The sequence below is a fragment of the Delftia sp. 60 genome (genome assembly GCF_002754395.1).
Classification (GTDB): domain Bacteria; phylum Pseudomonadota; class Gammaproteobacteria; order Burkholderiales; family Burkholderiaceae_C; genus Comamonas; species Comamonas acidovorans.
The window spans coordinates 1,643,551-1,669,368 of record NZ_PEFD01000001.1; the positions used below are offsets into that span (position 1 = coordinate 1,643,551).

Consider the following 25,818-nt stretch of genomic DNA (forward strand, 5'->3'; position numbering starts at 1 on the left):
CCGGCATGCAGCATGCGTGCACCATTTACGCTCGGGAAAACCCTGATTTTTCAGGCGGTGGCGGCGGCACGCGGTGCGCGCAAAGGCTGCTTCCACAGCTCGGCCAGCAGCAGGCCGCCAATGGTCAGCACGCCGCCCACGGCGTGATAGGCCGCCAGGGGCTCACCCAATGCCATGAAGGCGATCACGGCCGTGAAGATGGGCACCAGGTTGAAGAACATGCTGGAGCGGCCCGGGCCGATGCGCGCCACCGACATCATCCACAGCAGCGGCGCGGCGATGGAGGCCATGATGCCCGCAAAGCCCACCAGCGGCAGGTTGGTCGCGTTCAGCCCCGTGCGCGGCGCCATCAGGAACAGCGGCAGCTGGGCGATCACGGCCACCAGGATCTGCAGGTACAGCAGTTGCACCGTGGCCAGGCGCGGCATGGGCCAGCGCTTGAGCAGGATGTTGTAGACCGCATAGGCCAGCATGGCCACGAACATCAGCGCGTCACCGCCATTGAGGCCCTGGGTGAGCAAGGTGGCAGGCTGCCCCGAAGACACCACCAGGGCCACGCCCGCAATCGCCAGCACGCAGCCCAGCACGGCGCCCCGGCTCAGCGCCTGGCCCAGCATGGCGGTGGACAGGCCCAGCACCATCATGGGCGTGAGCGAGCCGATCAGGCCCATGTGCGTGGCCGATGTCATATGGGCCGCGTAATAGGCCAGGCTCTGGTAGATCACCATGCCCAGCATCCCCAGCACGATGAGGCGCGGCAGCAGCGGCCGGATGTCGGCGCGCTGGCGCCAGATGGACGGCAGCAGGAACGGCGTGAACAGCACGGCCGCCACCAGCCAGCGGTAGAAACCGATTTCGGCCGCGCCGATGCTGTCGGCCGCCATCTTGCTGACCACGGTATTGACCGACCAGATGAGCACGGCGATCAAAGGGAAAAGGTAAGACCCCATTGGAAGACTCCTAAGACTGGTCCTATGATCGTTCTGTCCGACTTGGAGTGCATCCCTGGTTTCGGACAATCGATAGCGCAACCCGGACCATCCGCCATGCCCCGTCCCAGCAAGCCCATGCACATCCAGAACGTCGAGGATGTGCCGGGCGAGTACTACTTCCGCTACGACGAATTCGGCGCCGACACCGAGGTGCCGCCGCACAGCCACAGCTGGGGCCACCTGAACTACACGCCCCACGGCAGCATGTGCATGGACACGGCAGGCCAGCACTGGGTCTCGCCGCCGCAGTACGGCGTCTGGGTGCCGCCTGGCGTGGTGCACAGCTGCCATGTGGCGCACGCCGTGGTCTACCGCTCGGTCTACCTGGCGCCTGCGCTGTGCAGGGAGCTGCCGGCGCAGCCGTGCTCCATGCGCATCGGCGCCATCGTCAAGGCCATCCTGGCCGACTTTGCCGTGCGCGACGTGCACATTCCCGCCACCGACGCCGACCTGCGCCTGGCCCGTGTGCTCTACGACCAGTTGCGGGCCGTTCCCGTGGAGCCTGGATATCTGCCGGCCGCTGAACACCCGGCCCTGGTCGAAGTGCTGACCCGCATGCGCGCTGCGCCCGAGGACCACCGCAGCCTGGCCCAATGGGCCGCCAGCGTGCACATGACCGAGCGCACCCTGGCACGCCACTGCCAGCGCGAGCTGGGCATGGGCCTGGGCGAATGGCGCCAGCGCATGCGCTACCTGCTGGCCATCGACGCGCTGGAGGCCGGCCTGAGCGTGCAGCAAATCGCCTATGACCTGGGCTACAGCACGCCCTCGGCCTTCATCGCCATGTTCCAGCGCGAGGCCGGCACCTCACCCGAACAATTCCGCCGCGAGTTCTGCATGCCGCCGTGAGGCTGTTGCGCCATCTGCCTGCAGCCCGGCCCAAGCCGCGAGATAATGCCGCCCGTGAAGCACGCCAGACCGCCGCTGGTGCAATCGTGGAAACACGGCACTGGAGGAACGTCCGGACTGCACAGGGCAGCGTAGCAGCTAACGGCTGTCCACCGTGAGGTGAGGATCAGAGCAACAGAGACGAGTCGGGGACATGTGCCGCCAACTTGGTGTTCTATGGGGTGCCAGCGCAAGCTGGCGACGGATGGCGCAAGCCAGACGCCCAGGCGAAAGCCTGGGCCCCATAGCCACCCGGGGACGCGGAACGCGTCCCCGGGTGAAACGGGCAATCTCTACGCGCAGCAATACCAAGTAGGCACACGTTGACGGGGCCCCCGGAGTGTGCGGGTAGGTAGCACCGAGCCGGGCGGCGACGCCCGGCCCAGATTAATGGCGGTCACATGCGGGCAACCGCGTGCACAGAATCCGGCTTATCGGCGCGCTTCACACTTTCTTTCATGCCCCGCCACCGGCGGGGCATTTTCATGGGCGGTTCAGAACTGGTATTTGGCCGTCAGCAGCAGCCTGCGCGGCACGCCGAAATAGTTGCCGCCGTTGTTCGTGCCCAGGGTCTCGAAATAGCGGCGGTCGAACAGGTTGCTGACGTTCATCTGCAGGTCCAGCTGCCGGTTCACCCGATAGCCGATGACCAGGTCGGCCACGGCATAGGCGGACTGGCGGATTGCATAGCCCTCGGCGCTGGTCAGCGACTCGGAGGTGGTGCGGCTCTGGTAGCGCAGGCCGCCGCCCACGCGCCATGCGCCCAGCTCGCCGCCCAGGTGGTACATGGCCGACAGCTTGAGCTGGTGGCGCGGCGTGTAGCTGGCATAGGGCGCGCCCTTGGCGCCTTCGGTGCTGTCGCTGGCGATCTCGGCCTGGGTGAAGGTATAGCCAAGGCCGGCGTTCAGGCGCGGCAGGATCTCGCCGCTGATGTCCACGTCCAGCCCCTTGCTCTTGACCTTGCCCACCGAGCGGTAGCAATTGGTCTTCACCGTGCAGGAGTTGATGTCCGCGATGGCCTGGGGCAGGTTGTCCTGCGTGGTGTTGAACACGGCAACGGCCAGGTTCACGCGCTCGTCCAGGTAGCTGCCCTTGAGGCCCAGCTCGAAGTTGCGGCCCTCCACCGGCGCCAGCATGCTGCCCGAGACATCCAGAAAATCCTGCGGCCGGAAGATGCTGGTGTAGCTGGCATAGGCCGAGTAGGTCTTGCTGATGTCATAGGTCAGCGCGGCATAGGGCGTGGCATGGGCTTTCTCGCTGAATTCGCGCTCCCGGCTCCAGCTGCCCTGGCGCTGGACGTTGGTGAAGTCGTACCAGTCCAGGCGCGCGCCGGCGATCAGGTTCAGTGGCTCGGCCAGCAGGAAGCGGCCCGTGGCGTAGGCCGAGGTGAGCGTGGTCTTCTGGCGGCGCGTCCACAGGTCTTCGGCCAGCAGGCCGGAGCGGTCCAGCGAGTCGGGGTTCCAGGTATAGGGATCGACGCCATTGGCGATCAGCCATTCCCCCGTGGGCGACAGGTAGCTGTAGCCCTGGTCGCTCCAGCGGATGGTGCGTCGGCTGAGGCCGAAGGCCAGGTCATGCTCGCGGCCGAACAGGCGCACGGGGCCCTGGGCCGAGGCATCGAGGCTGAGCTGGCGCTTGTCGTAGTCGTACAGGCCGCCGGCCACGTCGTAGCGCGTGCGGCCCTGGTCGTCCAGGCCGCCCGAGACCAGGTAGGCGCCGTCCAGCGCGGACTTGGCCTGCAGGGCGCGCGCGGCCAGCCTGGCCTTCCAGCCGTTGTCGAAGCGGTGCTCCAGGTCGGCGAACAGGCTGACCTCCTTCTTGTCCCATTTGCTCCAGGAGGGCGAGAAACGCCTGGATCGCGCAATGTCGAGGAAGGAGCCATCGAAGCCCATGGGCACGCCCATCCATTGCGAGCCGGGGTTGTCTTCGTTCACATAGGAGCCGCCCACGCTCAGCGTGGTGTCGCGCCCCAGGTCGAACTCGGCGGTGCCGTACAGCAGCTGGCGGCGGCTGCTGTAGCCATCGATGAAGTGGTCGCGCGACTGGGCCGAGGCCACCACACGCCCGCGCGCCGAGCCGTCCTCGTTGAGGGCGCCGCCCACATCGAGCTCGCCCACGGCCTGGTTCCAGCTGCCGCCGCGCAGGGTGACCGAGCGCTGGGTGGTGCGCGGCGCGCGCTTGCGCACGAAGTTGATCGTGCCCGAAGGGTCGCCCACGCCCGTCATCAGGCCCGTGGGGCCGCGCACCACTTCCACGTGGTCGTACATGGCCATGGTGTCGTAGGTGGAGGTGTCGGTTTCATACGAGACGGGCACGCCGTCCTGCAGGAAGGAACCGATCACGAACCCGCGCGAGAAATAGCGCGCCCGGTCGTCGCTCCATCGGTTGATGGTGATGCCGGTGGCGCTGTTGGCCACGTCGTCGATGGACAGCATGCCCTGGTCGTCCATCTTCTGGCGCGTGACCACGGTGAGGGACTGGGGCGTCTCGCGGATGGACAGCGGCAGCTTGGTCGAGGTGCTCATCAGCCCCGTGGTGTAGGAGCCCGAGCCCTCGGTGGTCGTGGTCTCGCCCACGGCGGACACCGTGACTTCGGGCAGGGCCACGGTGCCGGCGGGCTTTTCCACCACCAGCGTGCCCTGGCTCACATGCCCCTCCAGCCCGCTGCCGCGCAGCAGCCGGGCCACGGCGGCGGCGGTGCTCAGGCGCCCTTCCACGGCGGGCGCACGGCGGCCCTGCACCAGTTCAGGCGCGGCCAGCAGCTGCAGGCCAGCCTGGCGGGCCAGTTGGGCCAGCGCCTGGTCCAGCGGCTGGGCGGGAATGTGGAAGTCGGTGCTGGCGGCCGTGGCCGGGGCCGGTGCTGCCTGAGCCAGAGCGGCTGGAGACAGCTGCAGGGCCAGCAGCGCGATGGCCGCCGCAACGGCATGGTGGCGGGCAAGGCGGGAAGGCTTGGAGGGGAATGAAGACATGGAAGGTCCCGTGGCGGATCTGGGCAATGGCGATTCCCGGGCTGCGAATGCGTCGCGTTCCCGGGTCCTCATGCCTATACGAACGGGCGCAGACATTCCCTCACGCCTGGTGCGCATGTGCCGTGCATTCCGGGGCCATGGGCGCATCGGCGCATCAGCTGCGGCGGCGGATGACCAGGGTGCGCCCGGTTCCCGGGCCCTGTTCCTTTTCCTGCACCTCTTCCTGCACGCTGACCGGCAGGGTGCGCGGCAGCATGCGCAGCCAGCCCTGGGCCGCCGCAATGCGCACGCGCCCCAGCACGGGCAGGGCGGCGGCGTCGGGCTCCACGCGCAGTGGCTGCAGGCTGTAGCGCTCCAGGCGGCGGGCGACCTCGGCCAGCGGCGTGTTCTGGAAGTCCAGCCAGCCCTCGCGCCAGGCGGCCACTGCCGCAACGGTTTGCACGGCGGCCGTCTGGCCTGGCGCCAGGCGCAGCATCTGGCCTGCGCCCAGTTCATGCCGGGCGCCGCTGCCGTCGCGCACCTGCACGCGGCCCGCATCGACGGCGACCAGCACCGCATCGTCCTCCAGCGCCACCTCGAAGCGCGTGCCCAGCACGGTGACCTGTACGTCCGCCGCCTGGACCACGAAGGGCCGTTCCGTGTCGCGCGCCACGGCGAAGAAGGCGCTGCCGGCCAGCAGCCGCACCTGGCGGCGCGTGGCGTAGAAGTCCACCTCGGCACGGCTGGCGGCGTCCAGCGTCAAGCTGCTGCCGTCGGGCAGGGGCTGGTTCAGCAGGCGGCCGGTGGCCGTGGCCAGCCGCACCTGGTACTGCGGCATCCACTGGCGCCAGGCCAGCCACAATGCCGGGCTGCCGACACCCAGGCCCGCCATCCCCAGCAGGGTGGACAGGGCGCGGCGGCGGCCCGTGCGTGGTGCGGGTGCGGCGGTGTCTCCGCGCCAGCGGCGCAGCGAGGCTTCCACGCTGTCCATGGCGCGCATGACCTCGCGTTCCACGGTTTTGACCGAGACGCCGTGGCGCTCGGCCAGCTCGGCATGCGAGGCGCCCTCGATGCGGTCGGCCAGGAAGATGTCGCGGCAGCGCGCCGGCAGCTGCGCCAGGGCGCCTTCGACCCCGGCCAGGGCCTGGCGGTAGGAATGGGTGTCGGCCACATCGGGGCTGAGGGGGAGGGCGGCTCGCCTTCCCTCGCGCTGGTGTCAAAGCGCTCGGCCGTGCGCTGGCCATGCCGCAGGTGGTCGATGGCGATGTTCTCCATCACCGCGTAGAGATAGGCGCGGCTGGCGCCTGGCGGACTGTCCGGCGCGGCGGGCGCATCGCTTTCGCCGCGCTGGCGTTCGGCCAGGCGTATCCAGGCGTCATGCACCAGGTCACGCGCGGCCTGCGGGCCGGCGCGGCGCGCCACGAAGCGCACCAGCTCGTGGTAGCTGTCCTGGAAGGTGCTCAGCAGGGAAGAAGAGGAAGAGGCGGGCGCAGGCATGCGGGAGGCCCGAAGGCAGCACGGGAATCCCGCATTCTATGAAATGATTCTCATTTGCCGAATGTGCTGCCCGCCGCGCACCCGGCAATGCCGGCCTAGAACCGCTCCCAGGGCATCAGGTAGCGCCACTGGCCTTCGGGCACCTTGGCCAGAGAGAGGCGGCCAATGCGCAGGCGGCGCAGGCTGACCACGCGCAGGCCCACTTCGGTGCACATGGCGTCGATCTCGTCGGGCGCGATGCCCTTGAGCGCAAAGCGCAGGTGGTTCTCGTTCTGCCAGCTCACGCGGCAGGGCGGCAGCTGGCGCTTGCCGATCGGCAGGCCGGCCTTCATCAGCTCCAGGCCGTCCTCGTGGATCTGGCCCTCGACGCCGACGATGCATTCCTGCTCCAGCCACATGCCTTCCTCGCCCAGCTTGCGCGCCACGCGCTTGTCCTGGGTGTAGACGATGAGGCCGCTGGCCGGCAGCGGCAGGGGCAGGAAGGATTCCAGGTTCTTGAAGTGCTGGGCCAGCACCAGCAGCGGCATGGGCGTGTCCACCTGGGCCATGCTGGCTTCGCCCAGCAGGGAGTGGGCGCTGCGCACCCGGCCATAGGGCCGGCCCTGGGTGTAGCCCGCAGGCTTGTTCATCAGCAGGGTGACGGGTGGCACGGCCTCGGGCTGGGCGCCGCTGCGCAGCGTGACCTGCTGCTCGGGGCGCACGCGCGTCTCGGGCAGTTGCACGACCTTGCCGTCCACCTGGACGTTGCCGGCGGTGATATGCAGTTCGGCCTCGCGGCGCGAGCATTGTTCCTGTTCGGCCAGGCGCTTGGCCAGGCGAACGCTTTCAGATTCAGACATGCGCGCAGCTTAACCAGATACCAGGCCCCGCGCGCGTCGTCGGTCATTGCCGGTCATTGCTGGTCATTGCCGCCCGCACAGCGCACGGATGCGCTCCACATGCGCCAGCAGCGAGCGCTCGGCAATCGGCCACAGCTGGGGCGGGGCGTCGTCATAGGCCAGCCGCACCCAGTCCTGCACGCTGCCGTCGGGCTGTTTTTGCATGGCGGCCAGCACCTTGGCCTCACGCGCCAGCCGGTGGGCCTTGAGCTTGGCGATCGCCTGGCGCGCAAAGCCCAGCACATAGCCATGGGCCGGCAGGATGAAGCGCGCATCGTGCGCGGCGCACAGCGCGTCGAGCCTGTCCAGCGAATCGATGTAGTCGCGCATGTTGCCGTCAGGCGGATCAATGATGGTGGTGCTGCCATTGAGGATGTGGTCGCCGCTGAACAGCAGGGCGTCTTCCTCCAGCACAAAGCACACATGGTTGGCCGCATGGCCGGGCGTGAACACGGCCTGCAGGGTGTGGGTGGTGCCGCCTTGCCCATCCTGCAGCACGATGCGCTGGCCGTCGGTCAGTGCGTAGTCGGGGGTGAAGCGGCTGGCCGGTCGGGCCGTGGGCGCCGAGGGCAGGCCGCCAATGGCGGGCCTGGGCCTGCCGGCCTGCACCGCCAGCGCCTGCAGCAGCGCGGCGCCCGGCGAGTGGTCGGCATGGGAATGCGTGCACAGGATGTGGCGTATGTCGCCGCCCGCCGCATCGAACAGGCGCTGCACATGGGCGGCATCGGCCGGGCCGGGGTCGATGGCGGCGTAGCCCGTGGCGGCATCGCCCACCAGATAGCTGTTGGTGCCGGGGCCGGTCATCACGCCGGGGTTGGGTGCCGTCAGGCGCAGCAGGTTCTTGCGCAGTGGCACGGCGCGCTCGCTCTGCCAGTCCAGCGTGTGCAGGATCTGGCCGTCCGGGCAGACCATTTCCAGCTCGCCGAAGGGGGCCTCGTCCTCCATGTGGCGGGCTTCCTTGCCATTGAGAAAGCCGGTGCGCGGGCAGCACTGCCACAGCGGCTGCTCGCCTTGCAGGGCGGCGAACACGGCTTCGGTGCCCGTGAAGCGGCTGAGCCGGTCCAGCGTGCGGATGGTGGGAAAGATCATGGGGAAGCTGCCCGCGCGGTGGCGCTCCAGCGCTTCCTGCGGGCGCACCCAGATGGGCTCGAACTGTTCCGACCCGTCGGCGTCGGGCTCCTGGTCTTCGGGCATGCGCGCCACGAAGAAGGGCACATCGAAGCGCCGGGGCTGGTCGCGGTCGGCCGTCCAGTGGGCCAGGTACCACAGCGCATCCACGGCCAGGCGCAGGCCGCGTGCCTCGCACTGGGGCACCAGCGGCGCCTTGCGGTCCAGCGTGGCCAGTTCGGCGGCAGATACCGGCCGGCCCTGGACGTCGTGGGCCAGCAAAATGCCCAGTTCCTCGAAGGTCTCGCGCAGCCCGGCGATGGCCTGGGTGATGCGCAGCCCGTCGCCGGCCTGGGCGGGGCGGGTGCTGGCGCAGGCATGGGCGGCCTCGGCCGCGTCCTGGGCCTCGATGCCGCCGCCCGGGAAGACATAGGCGCTGGGCACGAAGCTGGCCTTGGGCGAGCGCCTTGTCATCAGCACCTCCAGCCCCTGGCCATCGGCGCGGTCGCGCAGCAGCAGGACGGTGGAGGCCTTGAGCGTGTCTACGGGCTGGCGCTGGGGGTGCAGGAGCTGGCTGGGGCGGGTCATGGGGGCATTATGCGGATTGGCCCGCCCGCCGCTGTTGCGCAAGAGACGCAAGTACTGCTGCGGGGCATGGCCCCGGATTGCGCCATGAGGCTGCCGTGCAGGGGATAATCGCCGGATGCAGATCCGCTTTACCAAGATGCAGGGCGCTGGCAACGATTTCGTGGTTCTCGACGAAACCGCCGGCCCGCTGGGCCTGAGCGCAGCCCAGTACCGCTTCCTCGCCCATCGCCAATTCGGCGTGGGCGCCGACCAGATCCTCACGGTGCGGCCCTCGCCCGCCGAAGGCATCGATTTCGAATATGTGATCCACAACGCCGACGGCGGCGAGGTCGAGCAGTGCGGCAATGGCGCGCGCTGCTTTGCGCGCTATGTGCACGACAAGGGCCTGACCGGCAAGTCCGTCATCCGCGTGCAGACGTTGGCCGGCCTCATCGCCCCCGAGCTGCATGCCGATGGCCGCGTCACCGTGGACATGGGCCAGCCCGTGCTGGAGCCCTCCCTGGTGCCCTTCAATAGTGCAGACCTTGTGCCCCGCCCGCTGGGTGCGGCGCAGCAATGGCCCCTGCAGCTGGGCGACGAGGCCACGGTCTGGATCGCCCCCGTTTCCATGGGCAACCCGCATGCGGTGCAACTGGTGGACGATGTGGACCACGCCCCCGTGGCCACCTGGGGCCCGCTGATCGAGCGCCATGCGCGCTTTCCCCAGCGCGTCAATGCGGGATTCATGCAGATCGTCGATCGCGGCCAGATCCGGCTGCGTGTTTACGAGCGCGGTGCCGGCGAGACGCTGGCCTGCGGCACGGGCGCCTGCGCGGCCGTGGTGGCCGGCATTCGCTGGGGGCTGCTCGACGCGCGCGTCGATGTGCACACCCGCGGCGGCCGGCTGACCATCGAGTGGGACGGCGGCGCGGTGCGCATGACCGGCCCCGCAGAGTTTGTTTTTGAAGGACAGATCGAGGTTCCCGACCAGCCATGAACAGCACTACCGATATCGCCGTCACCGAAGAGACGATTGCCGACTACCTGCTGAACCATCCGGAATTCTTCGAGCGCCACGCCGAGATGCTCGCGCGTGTGCAGCTGGTCAGCAGCCACAGCCCGCGCACCGTCAGCCTGCAGGAACGCCAAGCCGAGATGCTGCGCGAGAAGATCAAGGGCCTGGAGCACCGCATCATGGACATGATGCGCCACAGCAGCGAGAACGCCTCCATCGGCGACAAGCTGCATGCTTGGAGCTGCGCCCTGGCCAAGGTCCAGGACCTGCGCGAGCTGCCCCACGCGCTCACGGCCAGCCTGCAGCATGTCTTCGAGGTGCCCCAGGTGGCCCTGCGCCTGTGGAACGTCTCCGGCGCCCAGACCAGCAGCATCTACACCATGGGCGTCAGCGAGGACGCCAAATCCTTTGCGGCGTCGCTGACCATGCCGTTTTGCGGCCCCAACATGGGCTTCGAGCCCGGCGGCTGGCTGGTCGATCCCGATGCGGCCCAGTCCCTGGCCCTGCTCACGCTGCATGACGGCGACAGCATCAACCCGGCCAATGCCTTCGGCATGCTGGTGCTGGGGTCTCCCGATCCGCTGCGCTTCGAGGCCACCATGGGCACGGAATTCCTCTCGCGCATCTCGGCCCTGGCCAGCGCGGCCCTGTCGCGCATGCGGCCCGTGCCGCTGACCCTGGCGCGCGGCTGACCGGCTGAAAGCCCATGCCGGGAGCATCGGACAGGGACGGGCTCCCGGAAGGCGATCTTCCGGCAGAGGATCTGGCGGCAGAGAACCTGGCGATGCTCCCCGCCGCCGTCCATGCCTATCTGGAGCATGTGCGCGTGCAAAAGCGCCTGGCCGACCGCACCTGCGCACTCTATGCGCTGGACATGGCCCGGCTTTGCACCATGGCCCGCGACGCCGGCCAGGAGCTGCTGGCGCTGCAGCCCGCCCACATCCGCCGCTTCGTGGCCCAGATGCATTCCCGGGGCCGCAGCCCGCGCGGCATTGCGCTCATCCTGTCTGGCTGGCGCAGCTTCTTCCGCTGGGCGGCCCAGCAATCGCTGGTGCCCTTCAATCCCGTCGAGGGCGTGCGCGGTCCCAAGGCCCCCAAACCCCTTCCCAAGGCATTGGGCGTGGATGACGCCGTGCAGCTGGCCGCCTTCAGCAACGCCGACGCCGACCCCTGGATCGAGGCACGTGACGCCGCCATCATCGAGCTGCTCTACAGCTGCGGCCTGCGCGTGGGCGAGCTGGTGGGCCTGGACGTGGCGCCCGGCCAGGACACGCAGCGCCAGGGCCGTGGCTGGATAGATTTGCAGGCCGCCGATGCCCATGTGCAGGGCAAGGGCGGCAAGCGGCGCACCGTGCCCGTGGGCGCCGCCGCGCTGCAGGCGCTGCAGCGCTGGCTGGCCTTGCGGGCGACGGGCCTGGCTGGCGCGGCGGCCCAGGCGGCGCGGCAGGAGCCGGCGCTGTTCATTGGCCGGCGCGGCGAACGCCTGGGCGCGCAGTCGGTCTGGGCGCGGCTGCGCCAGCGCGGCCAGCAGGCCGGCCTGTCGGCCGGCGTCCATCCCCATGTGCTGCGGCATTCGTTTGCCAGCCACATGCTGCAGTCCAGCGGCGACCTGCGCGCCGTGCAGGAATTGCTGGGCCACGCCAGCATCTCGACCACGCAGATCTACACGCGCCTGGATTTCCAGCATCTGGCCCAGGCCTACGAGAGCGCCCACCCACGCGCGCGGCGCCAGAGTGGGGACGGCAGCGACAGTGGCGATGGCAATGGCGATAGCGATGAAAAGGGCGGCCTCCGATAAAAAAGGCCAAGCCCTCTGGCAAAACGGCACTTGACAGGCTCGCTAAACTTATTCGGAACGTCTTTTCGACAAGGCCCGTCCGTGGTGGACGGGCCTTGCCGCTTCCCTTTGCTGAATTTTCTGAAAGCAATCCCATGGCACTGATTCCCGTCACCATCCTCACCGGCTTCCTGGGCTCGGGCAAGACCACGCTGCTCAAGCGCGTGCTCAGCGAGTCCCACGGCATGAAGATCGCCGTGATCGAGAACGAGTTCGGCGAAGAGAACATCGACACCGACATCCTCAGGACGGAGTCCAAGGAGCAGATCCTGCAGATGAGCAACGGCTGCATCTGCTGCACCATCCGCGAAGACCTGCGCGAAACCCTGCAGCTGCTGGCCGCCAAGCGCCGCAAGGGCCTGGTGGAGTTCGACCGCATCGTGATCGAGACCACGGGCCTGGCCGATCCCGGCCCCGTCGCCCAGACCTTCTTCATGGACGACGAGATCGCCGAGACCTATCTGATCGACTCCATCCTCACCCTGGTCGATGCCAAGCACGCCAACCAGCAACTGGATGATCGCCAGGAGGCGCGCCGCCAGGTGGGCTTTGCCGACCAGCTGTTCCTGTCCAAGACCGACCTGGTCAGCGAGGACGAGAAGAACGCGCTCATCCACCGCCTCAAGCACATGAACCCGCGCGCGCCCATCCGCGCCGTGCATTTCGGCGAAGTGCCCCTGAACGAAGTCTTCGACCTGCGCGGCTTCAACCTCAATGCCAAGCTGGACATCGATCCCGACTTCCTCAAGGAAGACGACCACGACCACGGACATGACCATGGCCACAAGCATGAGCATGACGAGCACTGCGGCCACGACCATGGCCATGAGCACGACGAGAACTGCGGGCACGACCACGCCCATGACCACGAGCACGGCGAGCACTGCAAGCATCCGCACCACCATCACCACGATGACGACGTCAAGAGCTTCGTCTACCGTGCCGACCGTGCCTTTGACCCTGCCCGCCTGGAGGACTTCCTGGGCGCCATCGTCAACATCTACGGCCCGCGCATGCTGCGCTACAAGGGCGTGCTGAACATGCAGGGCACGGAGCGCAAGGTCATTTTCCAGGGCGTGCACCAGCTCATGGGCAGCGACCTGGGACCGCAGTGGGCCGAGGGCGAAAAGCGCCAGAGCAAGATGGTCTTCATTGGCATCGACCTGCCCCAGGACATCTTCCTGCAGGGCCTGGAGCAGTGCCTGGTCTGAGTTTTTTGTGAACCTTTGTGGGCAATCGGATGGCTTTTTGCTGACATCTGAATGACACAGGGGCCGCCCGCATGCGTGGGCGGCCCCTTTGCATTCCTGTGGGGTATGTGCAACGGCTTGCGCTCCTGTAGAGCATCGATACAATCGCGCCCCTGAAGAGAGCCCCCAAGCCCAATGGACTGCCCCGCAGGGGTCGCCCATACCGTGAGGAGACAGCAAGTGAGCGCCGAATCCAGCAAGAAGCCGTCAGTGGCCGCACCGGCCCCGGCTGCAAGCCAGAAGGCCGCGGTCCGCACTGCGGTCGGCGTTGCCGACCTGGTGTCCCTTGCTGACCGCAAAAGGGCTCTTTGCACGCACGGCCGCCGCACGGCCTGGATTGCCGCACCCCGTCGCACGGGGAAGCCGGCAGGTTCCGCAACTGCGGCGATCGGCTGTCCTACACGGCATTCGACCCGGGCGCCCCGATTGACAGTACCATCCATGGCCCCGTCCGAAGCCCTCGGCGCGGACTAAGTTAGCGAAACCAACACTATGCCTACCACTACGCAAACGCCTTCGTCGGGATCGACGAAACGAGACCCCAAGCTGGCCAATGCCTGGAAGACCAAGTCGGTGGAAGAACTGACGGATGCCGAAGTGCTGGCCATGTCGGATGACGAATACATGAATGAGAAGCAGATGGCGTTCTTCCGCCTCAAGCTGCTCACTCTCAAGCACGACATGCACACCAACGCGGGTGAGACGGCAGAAAACCTGCGCGAGGACACCGTGGTGGTTCCCGATCCGGCCGACCGCGCCACCATCGAGGAAGAGCATGCACTGGAACTGCGCACGCGCGACCGCGAACGCAAGCTGCTCAAGAAGATCGAGCAATCCATTGCACGCATCGACGCAGGCGACTACGGCTACTGCGACGAGACCGGCGAGCCCATCGGCGTGGGCCGTCTGCTGGCCCGCCCCACGGCCACGCTGTCGCTGGAAGCCCAGCAGCGCCGTGAGCTCAAGCAGAAGATGTATGGGGATTGAGTTGCAGCAACGGCCTGCAGGCCGTCGGTGCTAATCTGACTCGCCATGGCAAAAGAAGAGAGCAGCAAATCGGGGGGGTTGTTGTCCAAGGTGGTGCGCTTTGTGCGCCACCCTACGGTCAATTGGTCCGACCTCGACGGCCTGGACGGGGAGCAGGAAAGCCAGTACAGCAAGCAGGCGCTCAAGGAAATGATCGAGCGCAAGCGCCGCAACGATTTCGTGCGCAAGCGCGAGTTCGACCAGCTGCGCCGCCTGCGCCAGGCCGAGCTGCAACAGGCCTCCAGGCCGGGCAGCGCACCGGTCGGTGTGCCCGGCCCCGCCGCGCAGGGCTCGCAATTTCTCAGCAGCCTGCTGAGCTCCAAATCCTCCGGTGAACGCGCCGTCACGCTCAAGAAGATCGACGAGATCGAGGCCCAGATGTCCCAGCAATGGTGGCGGGGCAAGCAGGCGGCCGATGCAACCACCATTCCCATGGCGCTGCCTGCGGGCGGCAACCCCGCTCCGGCCTCGTTTCGCAAGCAGCCGCCGCCGTCTGGGCAGATTCCCATGCTCAGCGACGTGGTGCCGCCGGCCATTGCCTCGGCCGGCGACGTGGCGGCCTTTGCCACCACCCTACCCATGAGCCTGGCGCCTGCGCCGCAGGTGCCCTCCGTCTCGACGGCTCCCATCATTGACCCCATGCCCATGGCCCGTCCCCTGCGGCCATTGGAGGGGGCGACCGATTTCCTGCCGGCCTTCGCGGCCACCGAGGTCTCTCCGCCGCAGCCCATGGACATGGTGCCGCCCTGCTTCGTGGTGTTCGAGCACGATCCCGACCTGGAAGAGCCGGCCATCCTCTTTGCCAATGGCGATGTGGATGGTGCCGAGCAGGGCATGCTGGAGCTGATCGACCGGCGCGATGTTCCCGCGCAGCTGCCGGTCTGGCTGGCCTTGCTGGACCTGTACCGCGCGGCCGACCGCCCGCTGCAGTTCGACAAGGCGGGCATCGAATTCGCGGCGCGCTTCGGCCGCTCCGCTCCCCAATGGTTTGCGATGCCGCAACAGCGCACCGCCCCCGTGGTGTCCATGCCGGGCGCAGCGGCCGGGCGTGGCTGGCGCTGGAGCGCACCTGCACAGATCACGCCGAGTGCCGTGACGGCGCTGAAGGCCTCCCAGGCCAAGGCTTCCAGCCCCTGGAGCCTGGACTGGGCTGCAGTGGCCGGCATCGACGATGCGGCGGCCACGCCCCTGGAGGCGCTGCTGCAGCAATGGGCGGGCTCGCAGGGCGTGTTCGTGCTGCTCAATGCGGACCGGCTGCTGGCGCTGCTGGGCACGCTGGCTCCCTCGGGCGATTCCAGCGTGGATACGCTGTGGTGGCGGTTGCGCATGGCGGTGCTGCGTTTGATGAACCGGCAGGATGATTTCGAGCTGGTGGCGCTGGACTACTGCGTCACCTATGAGGTCTCGCCTCCCTCGTGGGTGGACCCGGTCTGCCAGTGCCTGACGCAAGCCATCGAAACCGAGGGCGCGGATGCGCCCCTGCAGGCAGGCGTTGCTGCCACGGCGGACGCCGTGCGATTTGCGCTGGCCGGCACCATTGAAGGCGATGCCTCCACCTGGCTGGACCCGGTGCAGGAGGGGGCCAGCCTGGGCGAGCCCGTGTTCATCGACTGCACCCAACTGGTGCGCATGGACTTTGCGGCAGCCGGCTCCGTGCTCAACTGGGCTGCCCACATGCAGTCGCTGGGCCATGTGCTGCAGTTCGGCCAATTGCACCAGCTGGTGGCGGTGTTCTTCAACGTGATCGGCATCCAGGAGCACGCGCAGGTCACTCCACGGCGGGACTGATCCTGCCGCGCGGCGGCTGCGCCACACCCCTTCCGGCAGGACGGCGCACCCGCCGCGAAGAGCGCGTGGGCATTCTTTGAGCAGACCCTTGAGAAGGCCGCCTTCGCCCTCATCTGGCACCGCTATGGAACAGTATCACGGCACCACCATCATCAGCGTGCGCCGGCAGACCCCCGAAGGCGTGCAGGTCGCCATCGGCGGCGATGGCCAGGTCACATTGGGCAACATCGTCGTCAAGGGCACCGCGCGCAAGGTGCGCAAGCTCTACCACGGCAAGGTGCTTGCCGGCTTTGCCGGCGCCACGGCAGACGCCTTCACGCTGTTCGAGCGCTTCGAGGCCAAGCTGGAAAAGCACCAGGGCCACCTGACGCGCGCAGCCATCGAGCTGACCAAGGACTGGCGCACCGACCGCGTGCTGCGCCGTCTGGAGGCCATGCTGGCCGTGGCCGACGCATCGGCCTCGCTGATCATCACCGGCAACGGCGACGTGCTGGAGCCCGAGCAGGGCATCGTGTCCATCGGCTCGGGCGGCGCCTACGCGCACTCTGCGGCCAAGGCGCTGCTGACCAATACCGAGCTGTCGGCCGAGGAGATAGTGCGCAAGTCGCTGGCCATTGCCGGCGAGCTGTGCATCTACACCAACATGCACCACACGGTCGAGACGCTCTGACACCCGCGCGGCGCCGGCTTGCCCAGCAGGCCGGCGATCGAAACGCACGGCATTGAAACTCACAGTCGCCAGCGGCCAGGCAACGGGGCTGGCGGCGCAATGCATCGAATACACACCATGTCCTCTGCCATGACCCCCAGGAGATCGTCTCCGAACTGGACCGCCACATCGTCGGCCAGGCTGGCGCCAAGCGCGCCGTGGCCATCGCGCTGCGCAACCGCTGGCGCCGCCAGAACGTGGCCGACGGCCTGCGCCAGGAGATCACGCCCAAGAACATCCTCATGATCGGTCCCACAGGCGTGGGCAAGACCGAGATCGCGCGCCGCCTGGCGCGGCTGGCCGATGCACCCTTCATCAAGGTCGAGGCCACCAAGTTCACCGAAGTGGGCTACGTGGGCAAGGACGTGGATGCCATCATCCGCGACCTGGCCGAGGTGGCCGTCAAGCAGACGCGCGAGGCCGACATGAAGAAGCTGCGCCTGCGCGCCGAAGACGCGGCCGAGGACCGCATCCTCGACGTGCTCGTGCCCCAGGCCCGCAGCGGCGAGGTGGCCGCCGACAACACGGCACGCCAGGTTTTCCGCAAGAAGCTGCGCGAGGGCCAGCTCGACGACAAGGAAATCGAGATCGATGTCGCCGACGCGCCGCCCCAGGTGCAGATCATGGGCCCCCAGGGCATGGAAGAGATGGCCGAGCAGCTGCGTGGCATGTTCAGCCACATGGGCCAGGAAAAGCGCAAGACGCGCAAGCTGCGCATTGCCGAGGCCATGAAGCTGCTGACCGACGAGGAAGCGGCAAAACTGGTCAACGAGGAAGACGTGCGCACCCGTGCCATCGCCAATGCCGAGCAGAACGGCATCGTCTTCATCGACGAGATCGACAAGGTGGCCACGCGCCAGGAAACCAGCGGCTCCGACATCTCGCGCCAGGGCGTGCAGCGCGACCTGCTGCCCCTGGTCGAAGGCACCAGCGTCTCCACCAAGTACGGCGTGGTCAAGACCGACCACATCCTGTTCATCGCCTCGGGCGCCTTTCACCTGTCCAAGCCCAGCGACCTCATCCCCGAGCTGCAGGGGCGCTTCCCGATCCGCGTGGAGCTGGACTCGCTGTCGGTCCAGGACTTCGAGGCTATCCTCACCCAGACCCATGCCTCCCTGGTCAAGCAGTACCAGGCGCTGCTGGCCACCGAAGGCGTCACGCTGGAATTCACGCCCGAAGGCATCACCCGGCTCGCCGGCATCGCCTTCGATGTCAACGAGCGCACCGAGAACATCGGCGCGCGCCGCCTGTCCACCGTGCTCGAGCGCCTGCTGGACGAGGTCAGCTTCGACGCGGCCAATCTGTCCGGCCAGACCATCTCCATCGATGCGGCCTACGTGGACCAGCGTCTGCAGTCCCTGAGCCAGGACGAAGACCTCTCGCGCTTCATCCTCTGAAATGGGCCGGCTGCCGCGCAGCCGCCACCGAAGTGACTGCCCGCATTGCCGGGCAGTCACTTTTTGTAGGAGGGTTGCCCGAGTTGCAACCGGTCGCCAGCGAATTGAATCGTTGCAATTGCGTGCAGGCTTTGAGAGATCACTTGCAGTCAGTCCTCTAAGTACTTGTAAAGCCAGGGATTTTTGTCACCACTCACATTGCATTCGGCTTCTAAGTTGTTGATTTCATTGCAAATAATTGTCCATTCCCGGGTTGTGAAACACCAAATTGCTGCTACAGTGCAAAAAAGTGCAATTAAGTGGTGAAAGTTGCCTTTGTGCCCCGATTTCCGGGACGCGATGGCTCCAACCGACCGGGGTGACTGACCGTGTTTCAAGGGGCGTCCTCGCTGAATCTCGATGGAAAGGGGCGGCTGTCTGTGCCGACCCGGCATCGTGACGCCCTTGTGGCCATGGCCCAGGGCCAGGTCACCCTCACCAAACATCCCCACGGTTGCCTGATGCTGTTCCCGCGCACGGAGTGGCTGCAGTTCCGCGAGCGAATCGCGCAGCTGCCCATGTCGGCGCAGTGGTGGAAGCGCATCTTCCTGGGTAACGCCATGGACGTGGACATGGATGCCACCGGCCGCGTGCTGGTGTCGCCCGAGCTGCGTGAAGCCGTGGGTCTGACCAAGGAGGTCGTGCTGCTGGGCATGGGCAACCATTTCGAGCTGTGGGACAAGGCCACTTATGAGGCACATGAAGCGAAGGCCATGCAGGAAGAAATGCCTGCGGCCTTCCAGGATTTTGCTTTCTAGGAAAGAGGCGTTTTCTTGAATCAGCCGTTGCAACACATCACCGTTTTGCTCGACGAGGCCGTCGATGCGCTGCTGGACGGCGCCGCACAGCCCGTTGCCGGGCAATGGGTGGACGCGACCTTCGGGCGAGGCGGGCATTCCCGGCGCATCCTGCAGCGGCTGGGGCCGGATGGGGCCTTGCTGGCGTTCGACAAGGACCCGGACGCGATCGAAGAGGCAGCGCGCATCACCGATGCGCGTTTTTCGATTCGGCACGAAGGGTTTCGCCACCTCAGCGAGCTGCCGGCCGGCAGCGTGCAGGGCGTGCTGATGGACCTGGGCGTGAGCTCTCCCCAGATCGACAACCCCGAGCGTGGCTTCAGCTTCCGCTTCGAGGGTCCGCTGGACATGCGCATGGACACCACGCGCGGCCAGAGCGTGGCGGACTGGCTGGCGGAAGCCGATGCCCAGCAGATTGCGGAGGTGATACGTGACTACGGCGAAGAACGGTTTGCTGGCCCCATTGCAAAGGCGATTGTTGCTCGGCGCGAAAGCCAGGGGCCCCTTCGCAACACCGCGGAGCTTGCCGAGCTCGTGGCTGGCGCGGTCCGGACCCGCGAGGCTGGGCAGAACCCAGCGACACGCACATTCCAGGCTCTTCGGATTTTCATCAATGCCGAGCTTGAAGAGCTCGAACAGGCGCTAGAGGCCAGCCTGCGCGTGCTGGCGCCGGGCGGACGCCTGGTGGTGATCAGCTTCCACTCGCTGGAGGACCGCATCGTCAAGCAGTTCATCGCCAAGCACTCCAAGGAAGTCTATGACCGGCGCGCACCCTTTGCCGTGCCCACGCCCATGCGCCTTGAAGCGCTGGGCCGCATCAAGCCCAGCGAGGCCGAGGTCGCCGCCAACGCGCGCTCGCGCTCGGCCGTGATGCGCGTGGCCCGCCGCACCGGGGTGCCTGCATGAAACGCATGCACCGTCTGGCGCAAGAGGAGGGCGTGGCATGCTGCGCCTGAACCTCGTGCTGCTGCTGGCGGTGATGGCCAGCGCCATCTTCCTGGTGCACAACCAGTACGAATCGCGCCGCCTGTTCACCGAACTGGACCGCGCCGTGGCCGAATCGCGCCGCCTGGCCACCGAGCAGCAGCGCCTGCAGGTGGAAAAGCGCGCCCAGGCCACGCCACAGCGCATCGAGGTCATGGCGCGCGAGCGCCTGCAGATGAAGCCGGCCACGCCGGCCATCGCCCAGTACGTCAATGACGATGCGCGCACCGGAGTGGCTCCATGACGCGCAGCGTGCTCTACACCTCCAGTCCGCTGCTGGCGTCCAAGACACCCCTGTGGCGCAGCAAGATGATCGTGGCCATGCTGGGCCTGGGCTTTGTCGGCCTGGGCGCGCGCGCAGCCTACGTGCAGGTGTTCGGCAACGACTTCTTCCAGCGCCAGGGCCAGGTGCGCTTCGCGCGCACGCTGGAGCTGCCGGCCAACCGTGGCCGCCTGCTGGACCGCAATGGACTGATCCTGGCCTCCAGCGTGCCGGCCGCCAGCATCTGGGCCATTCCCGAAGATGTCGAGCAGGACGACCCCGAGGTCAAGGCCAAGCTCAAGCAGCTGGCCGCGCTCATGGAGATGCCGCTGCCCGCGCTGATGGAAAAGCTGGCCGACGAGGACAAGACCTTCGTCTGGATCAAGCGCCAGCTCGACTGGGACGTGGGCCAGCAGATCCATGCCCTCAACATCAAGGGCATCTACCAGCGCAAGGAATACAAGCGCCAGTACCCGGAAGGCGAATCGGCCGCCCACATCGTGGGCTTCACCAATGTGGAAGACCATGGCCAGGAAGGCATGGAGCTGGCCTTCGACAAGGAGCTCGGCGGCAAGCCCGGCTCGCGCCGCGTGATCAAGGACCGCCTGGGCCGCGTGGTCGAGGGCGTGGGCGAGGAAGTGCCCCCTCAGGACGGCCGCGACATCCAGCTGTCCGTGGACAGCAAGGTCCAGTACTTCGCCTACCAGAAGCTCAAGGAGCAGGTCATCGCGCACAAGGCCAAGGCGGGCAGCGTGGTGGTCATGGATGCGCACACCGGCGAATTGCTGGCCCTGGCCAACTACCCCAGCTACGTGCCCGACAAGCGCAAGAACCTGACGGGCGAGCAGCTGCGCAACCGCGCCATCACCGACACCTTCGAGCCCGGCTCGACCATGAAGCCCATCACCATCGGCCTGGCGCTGGAGTCGGGCCGCTTCAAGCCGGAAACGCCCATCGACACCACGCCGGGCCGCGTCAACGTCACGGGCTCGACGATTTCCGACACCCACAACTACGGCCTGCTCACCGTGGCCGGCGTGATCCAGAAGTCCAGCAACGTGGGCACGACCAAGATCGCGCTGCAGATGCCGGCCAAGGAAATGTGGGAAACCTTCTCGGCCGTGGGCTTCGGCCAGAAGCCGCAGATCTCCTTCCCCGGCGCCGCCAGCGGTCGCCTGCGTCCCTACAAGACCTGGAGGCCGGTGGAGCAGGCCACCATGGGCTATGGCTACGGCCTGTCCGCCAGCCTGCTGCAGATGACGCGCAGCTACACCGTCTTCGCCAATGGCGGGCGCGTGATCCCGGCCACCATGGTCAAGACCGACGAGCCGCCCGTGGGCGTGCCCGTGTTCTCTCCGCGCACGGCCAACGAGGTGCGCAAGATGCTGGCCCTGGCGGCCGGCCCCGGCGGCACGGGCCAGCGCGCCCAGACCATCGGCTACTCGGTGGGCGGCAAGTCGGGCACGGCCCGCAAGCAGCAGGGCAAGGGCTATGCCGCCGGCAAGTACCGCGCCTGGTTCACGGGCATGGCGCCCATCGAGAACCCGCGCATCATCGTCGCCGTGATGGTGGACGAGCCCAGTGCCGGCACCATCTACGGCGGCACCGTGGCGGCACCCGTGTTCAGCGAAGTGGTGCAGCAGACGCTGCGCCTGATGGGCGTGCAGCCCGATATGGAAGTCAAGCCCTTGATCGTCGCCAACCCCGTGGAGGAGCCCTCGCTATGAGCTCCTCCCAAGCCCTGCGGGTGCTGTCCACGGCCACCGAGGCTGTCCAATGGCTGGCCGCCCGCCTGCAAGGCAGCGGCACGCTGCAGACCGACAGCCGCAAGGTCCGGCCCGGCGACGCCTTCATCGCCTGGCCCGGCGCGGCCACCGATGGCCGCGCCCATGTGGCCTCGGCCCTGGAGCGCGGTGCCATGGCCTGCCTGGTCGAAGCGCAGGGTGTCGAAGCCTTCGGTTTTTCCGGCGAGCACATCGCGGCGCTGCCCGGCCTCAAGGCCGCCACGGGCCTGATCGCCGACCAGTGGTTCCAGCATCCCAGCGCCCAGATCGACGTGCTGGCCGTGACCGGCACCAATGGCAAGACCACCACCGCCTGGTGGCTGGCGCACGCGCTGGCCCAGGTGAAGCTGCAGGAACGCAGCGGCTGCGCCCTGGTGGGCACGCTGGGCGTGGGCATTCCGCCCGCCATGGAATCCACGGGCATGACCACACCCGACCCGGTGCGGCTGCAGCGCGCGTTCCGCGAGTACGCCGATGCGGGCCTGGCGGCCTGCGCCATCGAGGCCTCGTCCATCGGCATCGTCGAGCACCGGCTGGACGGCACGCGCATCCGCGTGGCGCTGTTCACCAATTTCACGCAGGACCACCTCGACTACCACGGCAGCATGCAGGCCTACTGGGATGCCAAGGCCGCGCTGTTCGACTGGCCCGGCCTGCAGGCCGCCGTCGTCAACGTGGACGACGCGCATGGCGCACGCCTGTGGGCCACGCTGCAGTCGCGCAAGCAGCCTGCCGCGCTCGACGTCTGGAGCATTTCCATCGAAGGCGCGGCGCGCCTGCAGGCCAAGGACATTGCGCTGGGTGCCGAGGGCCTGAGCTTCACCGTGATCGAGGCCGGCCACAGCCTGCGCATGCACACGCGCATGGTGGGCCAGTACAACGTATCCAACCTGCTGGGCGTGCTGGCCGCGCTGCGCTGCCTGGGCCTGACCCTGGACCAGGCCGTCGCGGCCTGCGCCCACCTGGAGCCCGTGCCTGGCCGCATGCAGCAGATCGTCCAGCCCGGCCAGCCGCTGGTGGCCGTGGACTACGCCCACACGCCCGATGCGCTGGACAAGGCCCTGCGCGCCCTGCGCCCGGCCGCCGAGCAGCGCCGTGGCCGGCTGTGGTGCGTGTTCGGCTGCGGCGGCGACCGCGATGCCACCAAGCGGCCGCTCATGGGGCAGGCCGCCCAGAAGAATGCCGACTGTGTGCTGGTCACCAGCGACAACCCGCGCAGCGAAGTGCCCGACCGCATCATCGACCAGATCCTGGCCGGCATGCAGCCGGGCGAGAACCTGCAGTCCCAGGCCGATCGCGCAGCGGCCATCGCCCAGGCGATTGCGCACGCCAGCGAACGCGACGTGGTGCTGATCGCCGGCAAGGGACATGAGGACTACCAGGAGACGGCGGGCCAGCGCCATCCGTTCTCCGACATGGCCGAGGCGCACAAGGCGCTGGCGGCCCGCGAAGGAAAGAAGCGGTCATGATGACCTTGCAACAAGCGCTGGAGCTGATCCAGTCGCATATCCCCCAGGCACGGCTGGTCGGCAACGGCCAGGCCGTGCTCACGCGCGTGCACACCGACACCCGCACGCTGCAGGCCGGGGATCTGTTCGTCGCCTTGAAGGGCGAGCGTTTCGATGCCAACCAGTTCCTGGCCCAGGCCCGCGAGGCCGGCGCTGCCGCAGCCCTGGCCCATGGCGGCCTGGAGGCCGCAGGCCTGTCCGGCATCGAGGTGCCCGATTCGCTGGCCGCCCTGGGCGCGCTGGCCACGGCCTGGCGCGCGCGCTTTGCGCTGCCGCTTATTGCCGTCACCGGCAGCAACGGCAAGACCACGGTCACGCAGATGGTGGCCTCCATCCTGCTCTCCCATGCGGGCGAGGCGGCCCTGGCCACGCGCGGCAACTTCAACAACTCCATCGGCCTGCCGCTGAGCCTGATGCGCATGACCGCCCAGCACCGCGTGGCCGTGCTGGAGATGGGCATGAACCATCCCGGCGAGATTGCCGAGCTGGCCGCCATCGGCCAGCCCACGGTGGCCCTGGTCAACAACGCGCAGCGCGAGCACCAGGAATTCATGCACACGGTCGAGGCCGTGGCGCGCGAGAACGGCAGCGTGCTGCTGTCCCTGCCCGCCGATGGCGTGGCCGTGTTCCCGGCCGGCGACACCTACACGCCGCTGTGGCGCGAGCTGGCCGCTGCGCGCCAGTGCCTGCTGTTCGGCGAGTCTGCCGATGGCGCCCAGGTCCATGCGCGCGATGCGCTGTGGCTGGGCGATGCCTGGCAGTTCACCCTGGTCACGCCCGAGGGCGAGGCCCCGGTGCGCCTGCACATTGCCGGCCGCCACAACGTGCGCAATGCGCTGGCCGCTGCGGCCTGCGCCCAGGCAGCCGGTGTGCCGCTGGCCGACATTGCACGCGGCCTGAGCGTGTTCGAGCCCGTGCAGGGCCGCTCGCGCGCACTGGGCGTTTCGGTGCAGGGCCGCACGGTCACCGTGATCGACGACAGCTACAACGCCAATCCCGACTCGGTGGCCGCAGCCATCGAGGTGCTGCGCGAACTGCCCGCTCCCCAGCTGCTGGTGCTGGGCGACATGGGCGAGGTCGGCGACCAGGGGCCGCAATTCCATGCCGAGGCTGGCGCGCTGGCGCGCAGCCTGGGCATTGCCCGGCTGTTCACGCTGGGTGCGCAAAGCACATCCGCCGCCACCGCATTCGGTGCAGGTGCGCGGCATTTTGAAGACATGGCCTCGCTGCAGCAGGCAGCCTGTGCCGCGCTGCCCGAGGTGGGCAGCATTCTGGTCAAGGGTTCGAGGTTCATGAAGATGGAGCAGGTGGTTCAGGCGGTCGAGGCGGCCGGCAAGGATGACGGTTGCAAGAAGGAGGCCGCATGCTGCTGATGCTGTCCCAATGGCTGCAGGGCCTGTCCCCCGAGTTCGGCTTTCTGCGCGTCTTTCAGTACCTCACGATGCGCGCCGTGATGGCCGCGCTCACGGCCCTGGTCATCGGACTGCTGGCCGGGCCGCGCCTGATCCGCATGCTGACCTCGCTCAAGATCGGCCAGCCCGTGCGCGGCTACGGCATGGAGACCCATCTGGCCAAGAGCGGTACGCCCACCATGGGCGGGGCGCTGATCCTGCTGTCCATTGCCGTTTCCACGCTGCTGTGGTTCGACCTGTCCAACCGCTTCGTCTGGATCGTGCTGCTGGTCACGCTGGGCTTTGGCACCATCGGCTGGGTGGACGACTGGCGCAAGGTGGTCAACAAGGACCCCGAAGGCATGCGCTCGGGCGAGAAGTATTTCTGGCAGTCCGTCATCGGCCTGCTGGCCGCGCTGTACCTGGTGTTCTGCATTTCCGAGAACTCCAATGCCCAGGTCTTCGAGCTGTTCGTCACCTGGGTGCAGTCCGGCTTTGCGCTGGACCTGCCGCCCAAGGCGGGCCTGCTCGTGCCTTTCTTCAAGGAAGTCAGCTACCCGCTGGGCGTGCTGGGCTTCGTGATCATGACCTACCTGGTCATCGTGGGAGCCAGCAATGCCGTGAACCTGACCGACGGGCTGGACGGCCTGGCCATCATGCCCGTGATCATGGTGGGCTCGGCCCTGGGCATCTTCGCCTACGTCACCGGCAATGCCGGCTACGCCAAGTACCTGCTGTTCCCGCACATCCCGGGTTCGGGCGAGCTGCTGGTGTACTGCGCGGCCATGGCCGGCGCGGGCCTGGCCTTCCTCTGGTTCAACGCCCACCCGGCCCAGGTGTTCATGGGCGACGTGGGTGCGCTGGCGCTGGGCGCCTCGCTGGGCACCATTGCCGTCATCGTGCGCCAGGAAATCGTGCTGGCCATCATGGGCGGCATCTTCGTGGTGGAGGCGCTGTCGGTGATGCTGCAGGTCACCTGGTTCAAGTTCACCAAGAAACGCTATGGCCAGGGCCGCCGCCTGCTCAAGATGGCGCCGCTGCACCACCACTTCGAAAAGAGTGGCTGGAAGGAGACCCAGGTCGTGATCCGCTTCTGGATCATCACCATGCTGCTGTGCCTGCTGGGCCTGTCCACGCTGAAGCTGAGGTGAGTG

21 protein-coding genes and 1 other RNA gene are annotated in these 25,818 nt (G+C 67.7%); 17 read left to right on the forward strand and 5 right to left on the reverse strand.

Features of this window, described 5'->3' with window-relative positions:
• Window positions 1-50 precede the first annotated feature (50 nt).
• Entirely contained in the window at window positions 51-950 is a 900-nt protein-coding gene (locus tag CLV01_RS07395; protein WP_012203377.1) for a DMT family transporter, read from the reverse strand.
• 96 nt (window positions 951-1,046) lie between these two features.
• Between CLV01_RS07395 and CLV01_RS07400 the strand changes: the two genes are divergently transcribed.
• Both CLV01_RS07400 and rnpB read left to right on the forward strand, forming a co-directional pair.
• Entirely contained in the window at window positions 1,047-1,841 is a 795-nt protein-coding gene (locus CLV01_RS07400; RefSeq protein WP_043780839.1) for an AraC family transcriptional regulator, read from the forward strand.
• 56 nt (window positions 1,842-1,897) lie between these two features.
• Window positions 1,898-2,330, forward strand: an RNA gene (gene rnpB, locus CLV01_RS07405) — RNase P RNA component class A.
• A 44-nt stretch (window positions 2,331-2,374) separates the two neighbouring features.
• On the opposite strand, the gene CLV01_RS07410 is transcribed toward rnpB, so the two are convergent.
• From CLV01_RS07410 to CLV01_RS07425, 4 genes are all read right to left on the reverse strand, one after another.
• Window positions 2,375-4,849 carry a TonB-dependent siderophore receptor gene (locus CLV01_RS07410; RefSeq protein ID WP_099734630.1) on the reverse strand — a complete coding sequence of 825 codons (2,475 nt, stop codon included), beginning with the start codon at window positions 4,847-4,849 and terminating at the stop codon, window positions 2,375-2,377.
• Between the two features lie 154 nt (window positions 4,850-5,003).
• Entirely contained in the window at window positions 5,004-5,999 is a 996-nt protein-coding gene (locus CLV01_RS07415) for a FecR domain-containing protein (RefSeq protein ID WP_257221228.1), read from the reverse strand.
• A gap of 421 nt (window positions 6,000-6,420) precedes the next feature.
• Complete coding sequence (locus CLV01_RS07420) at window positions 6,421-7,164, reverse strand: pseudouridine synthase (RefSeq protein WP_012203381.1); 744 nt, start codon at window positions 7,162-7,164, stop codon at window positions 6,421-6,423.
• A 63-nt stretch (window positions 7,165-7,227) separates the two neighbouring features.
• Window positions 7,228-8,898 (reverse strand): MBL fold metallo-hydrolase, encoded by a 1,671-nt coding sequence (locus CLV01_RS07425; protein ID WP_099734628.1) that lies wholly within the window; start codon window positions 8,896-8,898, stop codon window positions 7,228-7,230.
• 115 nt (window positions 8,899-9,013) lie between these two features.
• Here CLV01_RS07425 and dapF point away from each other — a divergent pair, with 115 nt between their 5' ends.
• The 15 genes from dapF to mraY all read left to right on the forward strand — a co-directional run bounded on the left by dapF (window position 9,014) and on the right by mraY (window position 25,815).
• The gene (gene dapF / locus CLV01_RS07430; RefSeq protein ID WP_013804117.1) at window positions 9,014-9,874 is read left to right on the forward strand and encodes a diaminopimelate epimerase; all 861 of its coding nucleotides are present in this window, start codon (window positions 9,014-9,016) and stop codon (window positions 9,872-9,874) included.
• On the forward strand, window positions 9,871-10,584 hold the full coding sequence (locus tag CLV01_RS07435; protein ID WP_012203384.1) for a DUF484 family protein: 714 nt from the start codon (window positions 9,871-9,873) through the stop codon (window positions 10,582-10,584). The genes dapF and CLV01_RS07435 overlap by 4 nt, the downstream gene beginning before the upstream one ends.
• Before the next feature lie 14 nt (window positions 10,585-10,598).
• Window positions 10,599-11,690 (forward strand): tyrosine recombinase XerC, encoded by a 1,092-nt coding sequence (locus CLV01_RS07440; protein WP_099734627.1) that lies wholly within the window; start codon window positions 10,599-10,601, stop codon window positions 11,688-11,690.
• Between the two features lie 134 nt (window positions 11,691-11,824).
• The gene (locus CLV01_RS07445; RefSeq protein WP_013804115.1) at window positions 11,825-12,940 is read left to right on the forward strand and encodes a CobW family GTP-binding protein; all 1,116 of its coding nucleotides are present in this window, start codon (window positions 11,825-11,827) and stop codon (window positions 12,938-12,940) included.
• Window positions 12,941-13,471: 531 nt separating this feature from the next.
• The gene (dksA, locus tag CLV01_RS07450) at window positions 13,472-13,966 is read left to right on the forward strand and encodes an RNA polymerase-binding protein DksA (protein ID WP_012203387.1); all 495 of its coding nucleotides are present in this window, start codon (window positions 13,472-13,474) and stop codon (window positions 13,964-13,966) included.
• Between the two features lie 45 nt (window positions 13,967-14,011).
• Entirely contained in the window at window positions 14,012-15,793 is a 1,782-nt protein-coding gene (locus CLV01_RS07455) for an STAS domain-containing protein (protein ID WP_180288368.1), read from the forward strand.
• Window positions 15,794-15,917: 124 nt separating this feature from the next.
• Window positions 15,918-16,463, forward strand: coding sequence for an ATP-dependent protease subunit HslV (hslV, locus tag CLV01_RS07460; protein ID WP_012203389.1), 546 nt, complete (start codon window positions 15,918-15,920; stop codon window positions 16,461-16,463).
• A 143-nt stretch (window positions 16,464-16,606) separates the two neighbouring features.
• Window positions 16,607-17,899 carry an ATP-dependent protease ATPase subunit HslU gene (hslU, locus tag CLV01_RS07465; protein WP_099735286.1) on the forward strand — a complete coding sequence of 431 codons (1,293 nt, stop codon included), beginning with the start codon at window positions 16,607-16,609 and terminating at the stop codon, window positions 17,897-17,899.
• Window positions 17,900-18,267: 368 nt separating this feature from the next.
• Window positions 18,268-18,696 carry a division/cell wall cluster transcriptional repressor MraZ gene (gene mraZ, locus CLV01_RS07470; protein WP_012203391.1) on the forward strand — a complete coding sequence of 143 codons (429 nt, stop codon included), beginning with the start codon at window positions 18,268-18,270 and terminating at the stop codon, window positions 18,694-18,696.
• Between the two features lie 15 nt (window positions 18,697-18,711).
• Entirely contained in the window at window positions 18,712-19,641 is a 930-nt protein-coding gene (gene rsmH, locus CLV01_RS07475) for a 16S rRNA (cytosine(1402)-N(4))-methyltransferase RsmH (protein ID WP_012203392.1), read from the forward strand.
• Between the two features lie 37 nt (window positions 19,642-19,678).
• Window positions 19,679-19,963, forward strand: a complete 285-nt coding sequence (gene ftsL, locus CLV01_RS07480; protein ID WP_012203393.1) for a cell division protein FtsL — start codon at window positions 19,679-19,681, stop codon at window positions 19,961-19,963.
• Window positions 19,960-21,708 carry a peptidoglycan D,D-transpeptidase FtsI family protein gene (locus CLV01_RS07485; protein ID WP_013804112.1) on the forward strand — a complete coding sequence of 583 codons (1,749 nt, stop codon included), beginning with the start codon at window positions 19,960-19,962 and terminating at the stop codon, window positions 21,706-21,708. The genes ftsL and CLV01_RS07485 overlap by 4 nt, the downstream gene beginning before the upstream one ends.
• Window positions 21,705-23,234, forward strand: a complete 1,530-nt coding sequence (locus CLV01_RS07490; RefSeq protein ID WP_096915172.1) for a UDP-N-acetylmuramoyl-L-alanyl-D-glutamate--2,6-diaminopimelate ligase — start codon at window positions 21,705-21,707, stop codon at window positions 23,232-23,234. Before CLV01_RS07485 ends, CLV01_RS07490 begins: the two co-directional genes overlap by 4 nt.
• Window positions 23,231-24,646 (forward strand): UDP-N-acetylmuramoyl-tripeptide--D-alanyl-D-alanine ligase, encoded by a 1,416-nt coding sequence (locus CLV01_RS07495; protein ID WP_099734625.1) that lies wholly within the window; start codon window positions 23,231-23,233, stop codon window positions 24,644-24,646. The genes CLV01_RS07490 and CLV01_RS07495 overlap by 4 nt, the downstream gene beginning before the upstream one ends.
• Window positions 24,637-25,815 (forward strand): phospho-N-acetylmuramoyl-pentapeptide-transferase, encoded by a 1,179-nt coding sequence (gene mraY, locus CLV01_RS07500; RefSeq protein WP_012203397.1) that lies wholly within the window; start codon window positions 24,637-24,639, stop codon window positions 25,813-25,815. The genes CLV01_RS07495 and mraY overlap by 10 nt, the downstream gene beginning before the upstream one ends.
• The last annotated feature ends 3 nt before the right edge of the window (window positions 25,816-25,818 follow it).